Raw genomic sequence first — 17,434 nt, 5'->3', positions numbered from 1 at the left:
CACACTAAAGCGCTTTCCAGCTTTTGCAACAGAAGCATTTTTTAGTTTGCTACTTGATTTATAAGGGTTTGATCTTTATTTTGTTTTTGCACGTCAGGTTTTGTAAAAATCAAATAGAGTACATTTGCTAAAACAACGATACCGGCAGTGAGCATAACAGAATAATTAAAACCCATTGACTCATTTTTACCGGCAAATTGAACGACAAATCCCGTAATAATCGGACCAACGATTCCAGCTGTATTGGCAAGTCCTACTAATACTCCAGTAATTAGCCCCTTTCTTTCAGGGAGCAAATGAACAGCAATTTGTGGTGCTATCGCGAACATGGTATTGACTAAGGTTAAACCTAGACAAAGCAGAATAATCGCCATTACAGTTGATTGAACCATTGTGATTAAAAATAAGGAGATTGCCCCTATAACTAAAGCCCCTCCGGAAACAAATACGCGCGATTTTCGATGGCTTTTTGTTTTTTTCAATACTTTGTCAGATAGCACTGCCGCAGCAATTGAACCGAGAGAAGTGATAATGCCAATTGCTGAAATAACATAGCCCATTTGCATCGGAGTTAAGTGAATTATTTTAGTTAAGTAAATCGGCATCCATACAAATGACCATGTCAAAACCCAAAACGCGGAAAAGAAGGCTAAAGTAGTAAAAATGAAGTTTGGTGATAGCAGTATTTTAGAGATTTCCTTCCAATTCGCTGTTGGTAAATTTTCATTAGATTCCTCATAATTCACTTTATTTTTTGGCAGTTCGCGACCGAATATAAGCCATAAAACAACCCAAATGAGACTAAGAGAACCTAATAACCCAAAACCAATACGCCAGCTGTATGTGTGAATAACTGCAATAAGCATCGGAGCCATCAATTTAGCACCCATACTGCCGCAATTTACAAGAGACATAGCAAACGCCCGTCGTTCTGGAGGAAACCACTTACTAATATGACTAACAGCAGTAGCTAGATAAGGTCCTTCAAAAGCACCTAGCAAGACACGAGAAAAGATCAGTAAAGGTAAGCTATAAATAGCAAAAGCACCTAGCTGACAAATGGTCCAAACAATCGCCATAATCGTCAGCATTTTTTTCGTACCTATTTTATCCGTCAACGCCGCTCCTACAATACCTGCAATTGAAAATAACCAGTAAAAGCTGCTGCCGACTAGACCCCATTGAGTGTAATTAAGGGCTAAATCGTTCATAATCGGTTCTGCCGAATAACCAACTATAGCCTTATCTGCATAATTGATAATGTATAAAAGGAACAGAAATACAACAATTACCCACCTCATAAAACATCTCCTATTTGACCAAATTTTTTTATTTAAACAGGTTTAATATTGTTTTGTTATTGCTTGGGCGACAGGAATGACATGTAAATCCCTTCCTACGATAATTTCCCCATTGAATGTGCAAGCTGCCTCTTGATACGTTTCTTCTTCATCAATATTTGGTAAGAAGTGAGTCAGCACGAGTGTTTTTACGCATGCCTTTTGTGCGATTTCGCCAGCCTGCGCTGGAGTACAATGCTCCTTTTGCAAATTATCCCAAATATTCTGTAACTCAACACTTTTTGTATTTCGATAAACTGCCGTCTGAGCAAGACCTGCATCCTGTACTAGGATATCAGCATTGCGGGCTAATTCAATGATTGCTGGAGTCGGGGCCGTATCCCCTGAGAAAACCACAGCCTGCTCATCTGTTTGAAAGCGGTAGCCAAATGTCGGGACATTATGAACCATTTCGGCAGCTATGACTTGTGCAGGTATATCAACCTCCACTCTCCCCGGCTGGTCGATTTCGATGAATTTGACATCCAAGACACCATTCCCTGGTCTTCCCAGCGATGTTCGGTAGGATATATCGTCATAAAACATCCTTACTAATGTTTCGTGAAACTCTTTTATTCCCTTGGGCCCAATTATGGTTAATTCCCTTCTGCCTAGACCCCATCCGCCAAGAAGAAACTGGCCGTAACCAAAGAAATGATCAGAATGGAGATGGGTAAAAAATAAATGCTTAATATTTTGTGGCGGAATATCGGCTTTCATTAATTGGGCGGTTGTTCCCTCGCCACAATCTATTAATATCGGAAGATCATCAATGAATAAAACTTGGGCAGGTCCGGACCGTTCCAAATCGGGGCGGGGACTCCCAGTTCCTAACATTGTGATTGAAAGTTGACCATTGCCCATCATTTACTCTCCTTTAAACGTTTTTTGGTTTTTCATTCATTTCGAACAATCTATTTTTTCATAGACTCCAGAAACTTCTAACCAACTCGGATAAAACTTATCATAATCTTAATCTTTCATCATCAGGAGGAGGAAAATCCTCCCCGGCACTAAACTGTGATTTTCAGTAAATCTTTCCCGACGATAGCCTCACCATCAAAGGAATTTGCAGCCTCCTGCTGTACTTCTTCCGCGTTAACATTCGGTAAAAAGTGAGTCATAACCAGTTTTTTCACACCGGCTTCTTGGGCGATCTCTCCGGCTTGTTGTGGTGTGCAATGTTCTTTCTGTAAATTTTCCCAAATCTTTTGTAATTCGGGGTCTTTTGTGTTCCGATATACACCTGTTGCTGCGAGACAAGCATCTTGAACTAAAACATCTGCATTTCGCGCTAGTTCTATAATAGCTGGAGTCGGGGCAGTATCCCCTGAAAAAACAACCGCTTTTTCTTCCGTTTCAAAACGGAAACCAAATGTTGGAACATTATGGACCATTTCAGATGCAGTAACCTTTGCAGGGATATCACATGGAACGATTCCAGGCTCGTCGATTTCAATAATTTTGACGTCAAGTACTCCATTTCCCGGTCTGCCTAATGATGTTCTGTAGGAAATGTCATCATGAAACATTCGTACTAACGTGTCATGAAATTCTTTTATTCCTTTAGGACCTATAACGGTTAATTCACGTCGCCCAAGCCCCCAGCCGCCTAAAAGAAACTGACCGTAACCAAAAAAGTGATCCGAATGAAGATGGGTGAAAAATAAGTGCTTGATATTTTGCGGTGGAATATTGGCTTTCATTAATTGCGTTGTTGTGCCCTCACCGCAGTCAATTAAAATTGGAAGATCATCAAGGAATAGAACTTGGGCAGGCCCCGATCGTTCCAAATCCGGCCGAGGACTCCCGGTTCCCAACATAACAATAGATAGATTCGTATTACTCATTCAGTTCACTCCTTATGTATTTATAAACTTTTAACCATTTTAGACAAAAGTGCTAAAAAGAAATATCAAAAAGCGCTTTGAGTCATTTCTTTTCAGAAGGTTGCGACAGCTTACAATAGGAGGCAAAGCCAGAGTTTATCTTAGCTCCTATCATATACAAAATTATATATCCAATCATATATGATTTCAATACCCTTTTATCAATATTCTGAATTTATAATCTTGAAATTTCTTATTGTAATTATTAATAGGAGCTTAAGTGTTTCTCGTCAAAAGAGCACAATAAAAATCACATTTAATTCGATGCTAAGTTAATCAAAAACCCCGATACAAGGAATTAAAGTCCATGTATCGGGGTTTTATCGGTCCTTTATAAAAACATACTTAAATTCATAACGGTCAAAACAGCCTGATCAGGGTGAATCGTACGCTTCGCCAGCTTCCAGCCGTCCTCTGCTCTCCGGATAATATCCTCACGCTCGCCGAAAAGCTCTTCTGTATTTGGTTCCGAGGCCCTGCTGCGTTTAAAAAGAAAATAACTTTTTACGTTATATTCCCCTTCCACTTCTGTTGGTTCAATAACGATGTTACTAATAAAATGTCGCTGTCTTGGTGCCGGATTTTCCACCCAGGCTGACTTCGTATAAAGTCTTTCTACTTTCATTGTAAGATCTTTTTTATAATCAGTAAAATATGTCATTTCTTTCGACAAATTTGTTTCATGTTTATTTTCTACTGTTACACGTAAAGGCATTATATACTCTACATCATCAGCTAACAAATCAAGCCATTCCCTGTATTGACGATGATCCAGCAAATATACTTCCTTATACAAGAACTGTGAGATCTCATAATGTAAATCAGCTTCCATTAGCCTTCACCTCTAGATCCTTCATAATCAGCTCCAGCCAATATTTATGCATACTTCTAGCAACATGGTCGGTGTAACAGGTTGGATATGCATTACCTGGTCCTGGAAACTCCGAATCCGGTTCCATATTATCAAAGCCCATTAAATAGTTTACTACATTGTTATAATTTAATTTTCGATCTCGTGCCATCCTGCCTTGGCTTGCCTCAACAATCCGTGCCCAGTTTTCCGTGTCATCTTGTTCAAGTGTGCCTGCTGCACCAAATGTTGCTAGAAAACCTCTATATGATTTCTCTTTGTATTCTTTTGGCAATGCTTTATCAATCATATGCCACACCCAGATTTCCACCTTATCCGGTCCGAGTGGTCGCCATACACGAAATTGTAAATGATTATACTTATTGCCCTCGGTTCCGCTTTGAGAACTTAGGAAAGATAGATTTGGAAAAACCCCGCCTACAAAGTTTGTTACCCTTGAGAATACCTCTAATTGGTCCTTACTTAAATTCTTTTCAAACATCGGCCACATATCTTCAGGCATACCCTGATATTGGTTTGCCCCTCTTCCAGTGGCAGACGTTATGACATTGATTCCATGACCATTCGATAGCACAACTTGGTGACCATAAGATGCATATAACGGATCTGTCGGCGTCAATTTCATTTCTACTGCAGATCGATGGGTTGTCTGAACATGGTAAGGATCGGCGTTAAAGTTTTCACTCGTCATTTTCCAATTAGCCTTTGCAATCCATCGCTGTGGAACACCTGTTACTTCCATTCCGCCATCGCTTCGCCCGAGCATGATATCAAAATACCACTTCATCTCACCTAGATACTCTTCTAAAGAAATCGCGTTTTGATCAAGATTCCCGAAAATCATCCTTTGGTAGCTTTCTACACGGGGAACCATCCGAAGTCCCCATTCACTCTTATCCATCGATTCTCCGTATATTTTATTACCTGCAACAATCCCAATTAGTTCTCCGTTCGTATTGTAGCTCCATCCGTGATAAGGACATGTATGCGTTTTCTTATTACCAAAATCCTCAGTACATAGTTTCGTACCCCTATGAGTACAAGAGTTAAGAAAGGCCTTAATTTCACCTTGTTTATTTTTCATTAAAAGAATCGGGTCATCAGCCATCATTCTAGTGACAAAACTGCCAGGTTCTTTTAATTCTGATTCATGCCCTAAAAACAACCATGTTTTTGCAAAGATTTTTTCTTGTTCTAAACTATATACTTCCGGGTCTGTAATTACCCATTGTGGTAGATACCCTTCTGCAACTTTTTCTTTAATTTGCAGAAAATCTTCCATTTTCATGTTGCATTCAACCCCTTTTTGTGAATTAAATGAACTAGAAGTGAATAAATATCCGGTTTCCACTCAAACTATTTTCATTATAGTTTGATATAAAGCTCTTCTCCTGAAATGGAAACTTGAAATATTTTAATTGGCTTTGTTGCTGGAGGATTAAGCGGATCCCCTGTATGTAGATCAAATACAGCTCCGTGGCATGGACAAACAACCGTCTCCTCCTCAATTAACCCTTCATCCAAGCTGCACTTCGCATGACTGCATAGATTCTCAATCGCAAAAACAGATTCCCCGATTTTTGTTACAGCTATTGAGGAGTTGTCTACGAAATAAGTAAATAATTCTCCTTCAATTAAATCTTTGATATTTCCTAACTTTTTCATTTCACTCATCCCGATTCATCCCTTTCAAACCGGATTTCTTCCATTAATATAGAAGCTTGGATGCCTTAATGATATAGACGACTATTATTCACCTAGTCAGTGTTTCAGTTTGATTTGTCTTACCAAAATAGGCTTCTTGAACCTTAGGATTCTTTAATAGCTCCTCTGCTGTTCCAGAAATGGCCATTTTTCCATGTGCTAACACACATCCCCGGTCAGCAACTTTTAATGCTGCCTTTACATTTTGTTCAACTAAAATGATGGTAGTTCCCATTTCTTTAGTTAATCTTTTTAAAATGTTCATGATATCCTTTACAATTAAAGGAGCTAATCCAAGAGAAGGCTCATCAAGCATTAACACCTTTGGCTTTGCCATTAATCCACGGCCAATTGCCAGCATTTGCTGTTCTCCGCCAGATAATAAACCACCAGGACGATCCAACATTTGCTTTAAACGTGGGAACAATTCGACAATTTCTTCATATTCATTTTGAATATTTTTTTTGTCCTTTTGATAGCGATGATAGGCTCCTAATAACAAATTATCTTTAACAGAAAGAGAGGAAAAAATTTGCCGGCGTTCCGGTACTAAACATATTCCTTTCGCTACAACCTTTTGAACGTTATATTTAGTAATATCTTCACCCTTATAGGTAACAGAACCTTCCTTTGGTGAATATATGCCGGCAAGCGTTCCTAGTAAGGTACTTTTCCCGGCGCCATTGGAGCCCACGATGGCTAACAGCTCCCCTTCGTTTAATTCAAAGTCAATGCCCTGCAGTACGTGAAGAAAGCCATGATAGGTATGGAGATTTTCTACTTTAAGCAAAAACTTCCTCCTCCTCTTCATCACCCAGATAGGCAGCAACTACCTTAGGGTTTTGATATATTTCATCCGGTGTCCCTTCACCAATTTTAACACCGTTGTCTACTACAACAATTCGGTCAGAAATTGACATAACCGTTTCCATATCGTGTTCAACGAAAACAAAAGTCATCCCATCTGCCCGCATTTTTAAAATGACATCAACCAGTTTCCGAGATTCCTCTGGATTTAACCCAGCCATTGGCTCATCCAAAAGGATTAGTTTCGGATTTGATGCAGCCGCTCGGGCAATTTCCAAAAGTCTTTGATTTCCATACGGCAAAGTGATGGACAATTCGTGTGCCAAATGCGATATGCCTACCCGGTCTAAGCATTCCATCGCCAATTCCATAATCTTAAGTTCTTCTTTTGTGACCGAAGGCAATCGTAAACCAGCAGTCAGCAAATTGGTTTTCATCGTTAAATGCGCACCCGTCATGACATTTTCGATTACGGACATGTTACTGAAAACTTCTAGATTCTGAAATGTCCGGGTAATTCCTGATTTTGCAATTTGATATGGCTTTTTTCTAGTTAACTTTTTATTCTCAAAAAATACTTCCCCGGCGGATACAGGCAATACACCTGTAATCATATTAAATAACGTCGTTTTCCCTGCGCCGTTAGGTCCAATTACAGCAAAAATTTCGCCTTCTTTCACATCAAAGGATACTTGATTAACTGCTGTAACACCCCCAAATTTCTTTGTAAGATTCTCTACTTTTAAGATTACCTTATCCCCGCTCATTGGTTCTCCCCTCCAGAGGCAATATGCTTTTTACTTACCTGCAAAGGAGCTTGGATGCCCTTCTTTTTACTATTAAACTTATTAAACACCTTCTCAATTTGTGGAGATAGTCCATTAGGCATGTATATAAGCGTTACAACTAATAAAAGCCCAAAGAAGACAATTTCAAATTCTCCTCCTGCATTTGGAAGGATAATAGGGATGTAATGTTTCAGCAATTCCCCGAGTGCTACATAAGCGGCAGCTCCTATCATCGATCCCCAGATATTTTGGGAACCGCCGATAATAACCATAATCAAGAAATAAATAGAGGTCATCACCCCAAATAAATCAGGATTAATGAATGAGACATAATGAGCTAAAAGGGAACCTGCTAAAGAAGCAAACATCGCACTAAACACAAACACTTGCAGCTTATAATTCATGATATTTACCCCAACAGCATCCGAAGCAATTTCACTTCCTTCAATCGATCTAAGGGCACGGCCAATCCTAGAATGAATGATGTTACGGGAGAAAATAATACCAACAATTACAAAAAACCAAACTAAATAGAAATATCGTGCATCACTATTGAACTCAAATCCAAATAAACTTAGGGATGGGATACCAAAAAATCCGTTTGATCCCCCGGTTAAATCACGAAACTCTTTAAACAAAGTAAAAACAATGATGCCGAATCCCAATGTAGCTAATGCTAAATAATGCCCCTTTAATTTAAATGTTGGAATCCCTACAATGACAGCAACTATCGCGGCAATGATCATTCCTACAATCATACCAATCCAGGGCGATATACCGTATGTCCCTGATATAATTGCTGAAGAATAGGCACCTATGCCATAAAATGCTGCATGACCTAATGAAATTTGTCCTGCATAGCCAATTAACATCGTTAAGCCGTTACAAACAATCGCATAAATTCCAATCATAATTAATACAGTAAAGATATAGTTAGACTGGACAACAACAGGCAGTAAACCAACCAGAATAGGGAGAATGATTAATGCCATGGTGCTGCTTTTATATATTTTTTTTAGATCCTTCTTATTCATTCAAACTTCCTCCCTTATACCCGTTTTCCGGAAGCTTTTGCAAATAATCCTTCTGGCTTAAGGAATAAAATAAGCAATAATAGCGAGAAGCTGACAACATCTTTCAAACCTGCAGACCAAAAACCTTCAGCAAATGACTCCAAAATACCGATTAGGAATGCCCCTAGGATAGCTGCGGGAACATTCGTTAAACCGCCGACTACTGCAGCAACGAAAGCTTTCAGACCAATCATCATTCCCATATCATAGGTGGCACCAGAAATTGGAGCCATAACGATCCCGGCGAGTGCTCCAAGGCCTGCACTTGTTGATACGGCAAGCAGAGACATTTTTTCAGGTTTAATTCCCATTAATCTTGCAGCAAATTGGTTCACTACGCAGGCAGTTAATGCTTTCCCAATAAATGTTTTATTAAATAAATAAAACATAACAACTAAACTAACGAGTGATAATCCGATCGCCCAAATATTTTGCGGCAATAGGACAGCATTTAAAAATTTGATCGGAGTATTATCTGTAAATGGCGGCAGGGATTGCGGCTGTGTTCCCCAAATGAGGATCGCAATTCCTTTAAAAGCAATGGATACACCTATCGTAATAATAATTAGGGTTGGGACCGATGAATTACGCGCAGGATAGATGGCCGTCCTTTCAAACACCCCCCCGATAACACAAACTATTAAAATACTTAAAATAATGGCTGCCCAAAGAGGCAGCCCCATCTTAACAAAAGATATACTGATTAATGCACCAAACATGGCAAATTCACCTTGGGCTAAATTTAAAACGCCCGTAACATTGTAGATGATGACAAAGCCAATGGCTATTAATGCATATATCGATCCAATCGTTAATCCGGAAAATAGCAGTTGAATAAACTGGCTGGAAAAATCCATAGTATCCCTCCGATTTGATTTACATTCTGGTGAATTTTGTCATCTTTACTTTTTAAAAACCAATCTTAAAATCTTGAAATTTATTTTTCTTCAATTGTCCATTTTCCATCTTTAATTCTTACCATTACAAGACTGTCTGTTTTTAGGCCATTATGGTTTTCCTTAGTTATATTAAAGATTCCGTTTAAACCTACAAAATCCCCAAGATCATTTTCAAGATAATCCCTAATCTTTGCCGGATCATTTCCTACTTTTTCAATAGCTTTTACAAGCATATAGAATGCATCCCATGAATGTGCTCCAAATGAGCTGACTCCTTTGTTGTATTCCTTTTCATACATTTCTTTGTAATCCAACAGAATTTTCTTTTGTGGATCGGCATCATCTAATTGATCGGCAACAATCAATTTACCGATAGGAAACACAACATCATTTACGGCATCTCCACCTAAACTAATTAATTGATCAGAGCCAATGCCATGACTTCCTAATACCGGCAATTTAATTCCTAATTCGCGAATATTTTTCATGACAACCGAAGATTCTTGAACTGTTCCCCAAACGATAATGGCTTGTGGATTTACCTTTTGAACACGAGTCAACATCGGTTTTGCATCTTTGACAGTTACCTCGAATTCATCTTCAATTAATGGTTCTACGCCATATTTGGAAGCTAACTTTTTAAATTCTGTATGTGCGCTGGTTCCAAAGGAATTGGATACATTCAGCCACGCCACTTTGGATAGGCCTTTTTCTTGTAAGTATTGCAAAATTCTTTCGACCGCATGACTATCATTGTGAGGTATTTTAAATATCCATTCACGGGAAGAACCATCTTCTTTTTGATAGATTTGATAACTTGATGATGTTGCAATGAAAGGTATTTTATTTTGCTCCGCTAATGTAAGCATTGCCAAAGCGTTACCACTGATGGTTCCACCGATAACGACAGATACCTTATCCTGCGTAATCGCTTTCTTCATCGCTAATACTGCTTCATTTTGATCTGACTTATCATCATAGGTAATTAACTCAATCTTTTTTCCGTTGATTCCGCCAGCTTCATTTTGTTTTTTGACGATCATTTTTAATGTTTCTAATCCTGGTTCACCTAGAGGTGCAGCACCACCGGAAGAAGAGAAGATTCCTGCAATTTTAATTGTATCGGAATCCTTTTTGCTGGATGCTGTTTCAGTGCTGGAATTACAAGCGCCTAATACTAACATGCTAATAAGTAATAATAATGTCATGATTGATCTTTTCTTCATATAAACACCCCTAAATAGTTTTAAAATGGATTAGACATCCCACTGTACATGCAAATTTAATAGACCTCTAAAGCCAAACCCCCAAAATTTTGATTCCTTATTTGGATGAAATCTTAAATTGGGAAGACGCTCCATAATCATTGGTACCGCAATAGCAAGCTGTAACCTGGCCATCCATGCCCCCACACAGTAATGAGAACCCATTGAAAAGGCCATGTGACCTTTCACTTTTTCACGTGTGAGATCAAAATGATCAGGATCGGTCCAAAACCTCTCATCTCGGTTTGCAGATGATAAGCAAACCATAACTTTATCTCCTTTTTTCAACTCCACTCCATTTAATATAGTATCAACTGCTACTTGTCTCGGGTACATTCCTACAGGTGCTATGTAGCGAATTGCTTCTTCTGAAAGACTGGCATATAATTGGGGATTATCACTTACCTGCTTCCATTGATCTGGATATGTCAATAAAGCCCATACAGCTGAGGATATTCCATCTCGTGGCTCATTTAGCCCTCCTGATATAATAAGCTTGACATTTGCACGGATTTCTTCAATCGTCAGCTGCTCCTTTAAGTCTGTGTAGGTGTGGATCATACTCGAAAGAATCGTATCATTCGGCTGCTTCTTTATAAAAGGAAGTACTTCGTCTATGGCATTATTTATTCTTTGATTGACCTCTTCTGTCCGATTCCAGATCACAGGATCATCGTTGTAATTACCCATACCATCCATAAAGGCAATAGACCAATCCTGAATTTCTTGATCGGAAACATTTTCAAGCCCAATCATTCTCTTCAATGTCCTGCCAGCAAAGGGCCCCGCAAATTGCTTTACCAAATCGGCTTCACCATCTTCGATAAAACGGTCAATTAATTCTGCTGAATCTCCCTCAAAAATATTGGTCCATTTATTTCTTACAGCTTTTGGGCGTAACGGCTGTTCAACAGCCATTCGCAGCCTTCGATGGCTTGCACCATCTTGACGAAGCATCGTTAAACCCATTGTTTTGGTCATCATGGAAGGGTTTTCATTTGCAGAAAAAATATGATGGTTTTCCTCAATATATTTGCAGTCATCCCAACCAGTCACTAACCAGCGGTCTAAACTGCTAATAAAACAAACGGGTGCTTCTTTTCTTAACCTAGCGTAAATTGGGTATGGATCTTCATTTAATTGTTGGAGGGTGATTTCGGTATTCGTATTGACACTCATTTCTTCCACTCCTTTTAAAAATTGGATAATTTCAATAGATTCTAAACAATATATAGACTATAAATTTCTAATAATAAAGAATCATTCCAATGCACAAGATCACAACCAGTTATTAACAAAAAACTTCAAAAGCTCATTACATAATTAATTATCTGTTTTGAATATAGATTATTTTCCGAAATATTTTTGTAAAAAAAATCTCCTTTCTTTTTTTATATTATTCTTTTTTGTCTTTACCCGGTTTCATTCTGTTTTTGAAGGCTTCAATGGTATTTAATCGATGTTGACGGACTGCCTTTTCAATCTCATCAATAGGAGCTTTTTCCTGGATCAAGTGTATTATCTTTGCATGCTCCTCAATTGATTGCCGGGACCTTTGTGGTACTAAGGTAAATATAGAGCTGCGGACACGATCTAATCGCAGCTGTGCTTGGCGAATTTCCTCTTGTAAGAAAGAGTTCCCGCACTCTTGATAAATGATGGAGTGGAATTGACGGTTCAATACCCCAAACTGTTCAAACTCAAACTCGTAAAGGGCATCTTCCATTTGCTTATTCAACTCTTTAAGTTTCTCAATTTGAGATTCTGTCATATTACGAGAACTTAAAGCTGTTGCATAACCATCCAGAATGGCAACTACAGATAGGGTTTCTATATACTCATTCTCATTGATAACACTTACTATTGCACCACTATAAGGCTTATACTGAATTAAACCATCTACTTCTAGCTGGCGAATAGCCTCCCTAACGGGTATGGTACTTGCTCCCAATTCTTTAGCCACCTGATCAATGATAATGCGCTGTCCCGGTCCATAGACTCCATCTAAAATTTGTGTACGAAGATATTCGTAAGCATATTGAGTTTTACTGATTGATTGGTTTTGGTTATTTTGTCTCATATAAGAATCATATACTAAATCATATATGATTACAAGATTTTTTTAAAGAAATCGTATATTATATTATCGAAATATTCACAAAATAAAAACCGGTAGGGGGGCTGTAAATAGTCCCCTTTACCGGTTTTTAATACCACAATTATTTTTTATATCGCTGATGAATATTATTATGCTTATATGTTCCAGCTTCATTAAATTCGAATAATTCCATTGATAAAGCAAGGTAACGTTTTGAGAAAAGCTCAGCAAAATGGTCTTTCGTCATCTCAAACAATGCATCACAAACGGCTTTTTTGTCCTCCACCGAACGTCCTGCACCGATTTTAAGTGTGATGTGAACAAATGCATCATCCTCTTTCCCATCGGCAACACGATAATCATGGAGCTCGATCGCACGTGAACGGATACCTCCTGTTGGAAACAGCGGACTTTTTGAAATTAACACTCCATTTATTTTTTCGAGAAGTTCCGGAATTCTTGCTTTATTTTTTATGTTGTCAGTGTATTCAACAATGATGTGAGGCAAGGCTGCCCCTCCTTTCATTAAGCTTTTAAAAAGGTCTCATCTCCGGCAATTGTATTCACCAAACGGCCGATTCCCTCGATTTCCGTCACTACCTCGTCACCCACAGCAGTATCAACAGCGCCCTCTGGAGTTCCCGTTAAAATAATATTTCCCTTATTTAACGTCATAAAACTGCTTAAATATTCAATTAGAAACGGTATATCAAAAATCATGTCCTTTGTTGAACCTTCTTGAGTTAGTTTCCCATTAACAAATGTTCTTAATGTCAGATTCATAGGATCCGGCACGTCCTTAGCATCCACAAGCCAAGGGCCAATTGGTGTACAGGTATCACGGTTTTTCACACGCAGGTTAGGACGGTAATAGTTTTCCAAATAATCGCGAATGGCATAGTCGTTTGCCACTGTATATCCGGCAACATATTCATAAGCATTTTCTTGCTTTACGTTTCGGGCTTGACGTCCAATCACAACAGCTAGTTCACATTCATAATGCATGTATGTCACATCTGCCGGCCGGCGTGTCTGTGCCCGGTGACCTACAAACGTGTTCGGCCCTTTGAGGAAAACAAGCGGTTCAGTCGGCGCATTAAATGCCAATTCTTTAGCATGATCCGCATAATTTAATCCAAGTGCGAACACAGTGCGCGGTGTAACAGGAGGCAGCCACACTACCTCATGTTCTTCAACAATGCGGCCATCATTCAGTTTAAGACGGCCTTCTGCTTCAATAGCCTCATATATTGCTCCTGAATATGCTACTCGAGCTCGTTTCATATTCTCGTACCCCCCGCTGCCAGTTCCTCTTCATGAACGATTGTATTTTCCAATTTACCGACACGATCAATTTCAACGCGGACCTTGTCCCCTGCACAGGCTAATGGAGCATTCTCTGGCACCCCCACAAGCAAGGTATCGCCTTTTTGCAATGTCATAAACTCTGTAATTTCCGCAATTAGCTGCTCAACGGAACGGATTAAGTTGGCAGTCGTATTTTCCTGGCGTAATTCTCCATTAATATAGACCCGTACTCCCAACGAGTTTGGATTGCCTACAGCGTCACGGTCGATCACCCATGGTCCAACCGGGCAAAATCCATCCCTGACTTTTTGGCTGATGGCGGGGCGGTATACACTTTCATGCGGGATGCTCACATCATTAACGACAGTATATCCCTCAACATATTCAAGTGCTTCTTCTACCCTAACATTGGTAGCTGTGCAGCCGATAACTACTCCTAGTGCGGCCCCCATCTCCAATTCCGGAACACCCGATGGGATTGGAATGGGCATACCATAACCATTTAACGTATTCACTGGCTTAATATATAAAACCGGTGCCTTTGGAGCTTCTTTATATGGAGGCTCGTTTACTGCATCCCCTAGCTTTTCCAATGCGCCTTCATAATTTAATAGAGTCCCATAAACTGTTCCTGATACAGGAGCATCTAAACGAAGATTATCAATCTTACAACTTTTTCCTCTTAGACTTACCGCCCCATGTACATCCTCGACGATTACTTCTTCTTCTTGAAGCAATCCCTGAAGCTTGATCTTTGCCTTACTCATTCATTTCACACCTTCCTATTTACTGTGGTTCAAAATGAAAAACCCGCACACTCATGATCATAGCAGTAAAAAAAACGATCCCGCAGCGTGCCATTGCGGGATCAATTCCCTGCCAGTAAATTAATTACGATTGAATACAACTAATTTCATTTCTGTCATTTCTTCAACTGCATATTTTATTCCTTCCCGTCCAACACCGCTCTCTTTAACGCCCCCATATGGCATGTTATCAACGCGGAACGTCGGAATGTCATTAATCATTACACCACCAACATGTAATTTTTCGGCTGCAAGGAGTGCTGTATTGATGTTCTCGGTATAAATTCCGGCCTGAAGACCGTAGCGGGAATCATTTACTAGTTCAAACGCTTCTTCTACAGACTGAACCTTATTGATGATAACGATTGGAGCAAATACTTCCTGGCAGGATACTTTTAGTGCTTTGTCAGCGTTCAATAAGATTGTTGGCAGCAGCACATTACCCTCTGCTCTTCCACCTGCAGCAACCTCCGCGCCATGTTGTTTTGCTTCCTCAATCCAATCTAATGTACGCTGGACATCTCCCTTGGAAATAAGGGCAGAAACATTGGTTTTTGGATTTAACGGATCACCAATTTGAAGTTTAGCGGATGCCTCAACAAATTTTTCGACAAACGTATCAAATAAGCTTTCGTGAATGTATACGCGTTGAAGTGAAATACAAACCTGTCCCTGGAAAGAAAATGCCCCTGTTACACATCGTGGAATAATCTTATCTACATCTACACCCTTATCTACAATTAAGGCAGCGTTAGATCCAAGCTCCAGCGTCACCCTTTTTAATCCTGCTTTATTGCGAATTCCAATCCCGACAGCAGGACTTCCCGTAAAAGTAATAGCTTGAACCCTCGGATCTGTAACTAATTTTTCACCTGCGACCCGGCCGCTTCCTGTAACAACATTAAGGGCTCCGGATGGAAGACCAGCTTCATGTAGCAGATCAGCTAAAAAGTATGAGGATAGTGGTGTTTGGGAAGCAGGTTTTAAAACAATCGTATTTCCAGCAGCAATCGCAGGACCAACTTTATGTGCTACCAAGTTCATTGGAAAATTAAACGGTGTAATCGCACCAATTACTCCTAGCGGTTCGCGAACCGTATAAGCGACTCTGTTTTCCCCGCCTGGCGCAGCATCAAGCTGAATTGTTTCTCCGTGAATACGCTTAGCCTCCTCTGCTGCAAATTTATAGGTTTGAATCGTTCGTGCAACCTCTCCCTTAGCTATTGTAATAGGCTTTGCTGCTTCAAGGGCAATAATTTCCGCCGCTTCATCTGCCCGTGCTTCTAATAAACTGACTAATTTTTCGAGGATTGCTGACCGCTTATGAGCCGGCATTTTCGCCATCACTTCTCTTGCCCGGTATGCAGCTTCAATAGCTTTTTCTACTTCCTCCTCAGTTGCAGTGGGAATTTCCCCAATGATTTCTTCAGAATAAGGAGAAATTAACGAAGTATAATTTTGTGCCTCTATCCATTCTCCATCAATAAACAGCTTCTTTTTTAATCCTGTTTGTACGCCCATATTCAGCTCTCCCTTAACCTGTTTTTGAATTAATTATATTTTCTTAATAATTTTCAAAATCTTTCTACAACAAAATCATATATTAAATCATATATGATTTCAAGGGTATTTTAATAATATCATATATGATTTATATCAAACTTTTTCTTAATTGGAACTTGGATTTCAGTAAGGAAGGCATTTTCATCATTAGAAATAAATTGGTCAATGATTGCCCTTTCGATAAAATCTCCAGCCACCTCAAAATGATTATTTTCGAAATAGTTTAATAGAATTTGATAATATTTCGGGGACTCGCTCCGAACTCCTCTGTAAAAAATACAGCAATAGTCGCCTTCTGGAAAAATCGTACTCAAATCATGAAAATATTCCTGTTCATCTAATTCCTCCAATAATAAGAAGATTGAATTATATTCTAAAAAATTATTTTGTTTCACTCTTGAAATAGTACGGGTTAATCCCACTTTCCCTAGGAAGATCGGAGATATATTTTTAAATTCACCTTTTAACTTTCTAAGAGATAACTCCAATTCTTGAACAGACCGAATTTCCCCTTGTAGTTGCACTACTTTTCTGCTCGGAAGGTGTTTAATTTCCGGGACACCAATATTCTGAATTCCCATGCTCCCATCAATTTCTTTGATTCTTATTTCTACCCGTCTTTTGATATTTTCCAATTCCGTAATTTTTTCTTCTATCGTATGATGGTGTCGTTTTAAAGCCGATAAAAATTCATTAATGTCACGGCTGCCCAGCTGACGGTTAATTTCTTTTAACGGAACACCCAAAGTTTTAAGATAATGAATGATATCCAATTGTTTAAACTGTTCTGTAGAATAGTAACGGTAACCGCTTTCCTCATTTACCTCAATTGGTTTAAACAAGTTGATTTCATCATAATATCTTAACGTTTTTATTGGAATGTTATGTAACTTTGACATTTGTCCGATCGACAATTTATTTTTCATTTGCATCACCTTCTTTTATATTATCAAAAAAATTAATATATTTTGACAAAATTGAAAACGTTAACACAAAAAAACATCCCCTAACACATTAAATAGG

Annotated in this window: 18 protein-coding genes; all 18 read right to left on the bottom strand. The window is 39.0% G+C overall.

Annotation, left to right across the window (positions count from 1 at the left end):
* Window positions 1-41 precede the first annotated feature (41 nt).
* Window positions 42-1,301, bottom strand: coding sequence for an MFS transporter (locus tag A6749_RS21815; RefSeq protein ID WP_066396491.1), 1,260 nt, complete (start codon window positions 1,299-1,301; stop codon window positions 42-44).
* A gap of 42 nt (window positions 1,302-1,343) precedes the next feature.
* Window positions 1,344-2,204, bottom strand: a complete 861-nt coding sequence (locus A6749_RS21810) for an MBL fold metallo-hydrolase (RefSeq protein WP_066396488.1) — start codon at window positions 2,202-2,204, stop codon at window positions 1,344-1,346.
* A gap of 149 nt (window positions 2,205-2,353) precedes the next feature.
* Window positions 2,354-3,190: an MBL fold metallo-hydrolase gene (locus A6749_RS21805; protein WP_066396485.1), complete on the bottom strand. Its 837-nt coding sequence runs from the start codon at window positions 3,188-3,190 to the stop codon at window positions 2,354-2,356.
* A 370-nt stretch (window positions 3,191-3,560) separates the two neighbouring features.
* Complete coding sequence (locus A6749_RS21800) at window positions 3,561-4,061, bottom strand: 3-phenylpropionate/cinnamic acid dioxygenase subunit beta (protein ID WP_066396481.1); 501 nt, start codon at window positions 4,059-4,061, stop codon at window positions 3,561-3,563.
* A complete protein-coding gene (locus A6749_RS21795; protein WP_066396478.1) occupies window positions 4,051-5,388 on the bottom strand; it encodes an aromatic ring-hydroxylating oxygenase subunit alpha in 1,338 nt (445 codons plus the stop codon). The genes A6749_RS21800 and A6749_RS21795 overlap by 11 nt, the downstream gene beginning before the upstream one ends.
* A gap of 77 nt (window positions 5,389-5,465) precedes the next feature.
* Window positions 5,466-5,774 carry a Rieske (2Fe-2S) protein gene (locus A6749_RS21790; RefSeq protein ID WP_066396475.1) on the bottom strand — a complete coding sequence of 103 codons (309 nt, stop codon included), beginning with the start codon at window positions 5,772-5,774 and terminating at the stop codon, window positions 5,466-5,468.
* A 79-nt stretch (window positions 5,775-5,853) separates the two neighbouring features.
* Window positions 5,854-6,594 (bottom strand): ABC transporter ATP-binding protein, encoded by a 741-nt coding sequence (locus A6749_RS21785; RefSeq protein ID WP_066396473.1) that lies wholly within the window; start codon window positions 6,592-6,594, stop codon window positions 5,854-5,856.
* Entirely contained in the window at window positions 6,587-7,378 is a 792-nt protein-coding gene (locus A6749_RS21780; protein WP_066396468.1) for an ABC transporter ATP-binding protein, read from the bottom strand. The genes A6749_RS21785 and A6749_RS21780 overlap by 8 nt, the downstream gene beginning before the upstream one ends.
* Complete coding sequence (locus A6749_RS21775) at window positions 7,375-8,433, bottom strand: branched-chain amino acid ABC transporter permease (RefSeq protein ID WP_066396458.1); 1,059 nt, start codon at window positions 8,431-8,433, stop codon at window positions 7,375-7,377. The genes A6749_RS21780 and A6749_RS21775 overlap by 4 nt, the downstream gene beginning before the upstream one ends.
* A gap of 14 nt (window positions 8,434-8,447) precedes the next feature.
* Complete coding sequence (locus A6749_RS21770) at window positions 8,448-9,329, bottom strand: branched-chain amino acid ABC transporter permease (protein ID WP_066396447.1); 882 nt, start codon at window positions 9,327-9,329, stop codon at window positions 8,448-8,450.
* A gap of 80 nt (window positions 9,330-9,409) precedes the next feature.
* Window positions 9,410-10,597 carry an ABC transporter substrate-binding protein gene (locus A6749_RS21765; protein WP_066396443.1) on the bottom strand — a complete coding sequence of 396 codons (1,188 nt, stop codon included), beginning with the start codon at window positions 10,595-10,597 and terminating at the stop codon, window positions 9,410-9,412.
* Window positions 10,598-10,627: 30 nt separating this feature from the next.
* On the bottom strand, window positions 10,628-11,815 hold the full coding sequence (locus A6749_RS21760) for a cytochrome P450 (RefSeq protein ID WP_066396433.1): 1,188 nt from the start codon (window positions 11,813-11,815) through the stop codon (window positions 10,628-10,630).
* Window positions 11,816-12,032: 217 nt separating this feature from the next.
* A complete protein-coding gene (locus A6749_RS21755) occupies window positions 12,033-12,716 on the bottom strand; it encodes a GntR family transcriptional regulator (RefSeq protein WP_066396431.1) in 684 nt (227 codons plus the stop codon).
* A gap of 139 nt (window positions 12,717-12,855) precedes the next feature.
* A complete protein-coding gene (locus A6749_RS21750; RefSeq protein WP_066396430.1) occupies window positions 12,856-13,242 on the bottom strand; it encodes a 5-carboxymethyl-2-hydroxymuconate Delta-isomerase in 387 nt (128 codons plus the stop codon).
* A gap of 17 nt (window positions 13,243-13,259) precedes the next feature.
* On the bottom strand, window positions 13,260-14,018 hold the full coding sequence (locus A6749_RS21745; RefSeq protein WP_066396428.1) for a fumarylacetoacetate hydrolase family protein: 759 nt from the start codon (window positions 14,016-14,018) through the stop codon (window positions 13,260-13,262).
* Window positions 14,015-14,809 carry a fumarylacetoacetate hydrolase family protein gene (locus tag A6749_RS21740; RefSeq protein ID WP_066396424.1) on the bottom strand — a complete coding sequence of 265 codons (795 nt, stop codon included), beginning with the start codon at window positions 14,807-14,809 and terminating at the stop codon, window positions 14,015-14,017. Before A6749_RS21740 ends, A6749_RS21745 begins: the two co-directional genes overlap by 4 nt.
* A gap of 120 nt (window positions 14,810-14,929) precedes the next feature.
* Window positions 14,930-16,369: an aldehyde dehydrogenase family protein gene (locus tag A6749_RS21735; RefSeq protein ID WP_066396409.1), complete on the bottom strand. Its 1,440-nt coding sequence runs from the start codon at window positions 16,367-16,369 to the stop codon at window positions 14,930-14,932.
* A 119-nt stretch (window positions 16,370-16,488) separates the two neighbouring features.
* Window positions 16,489-17,337 carry a MerR family transcriptional regulator gene (locus A6749_RS21730; RefSeq protein ID WP_066396399.1) on the bottom strand — a complete coding sequence of 283 codons (849 nt, stop codon included), beginning with the start codon at window positions 17,335-17,337 and terminating at the stop codon, window positions 16,489-16,491.
* Window positions 17,338-17,434 lie beyond the last annotated feature (97 nt).

The sequence above is a fragment of the Neobacillus mesonae genome, assembly GCF_001636315.1.
GTDB classification, from domain to species: Bacteria; Bacillota; Bacilli; order Bacillales; family Cytobacillaceae; genus Neobacillus; species Neobacillus mesonae.
This window is presented reverse-complemented; position numbering and strand designations above follow the sequence as displayed.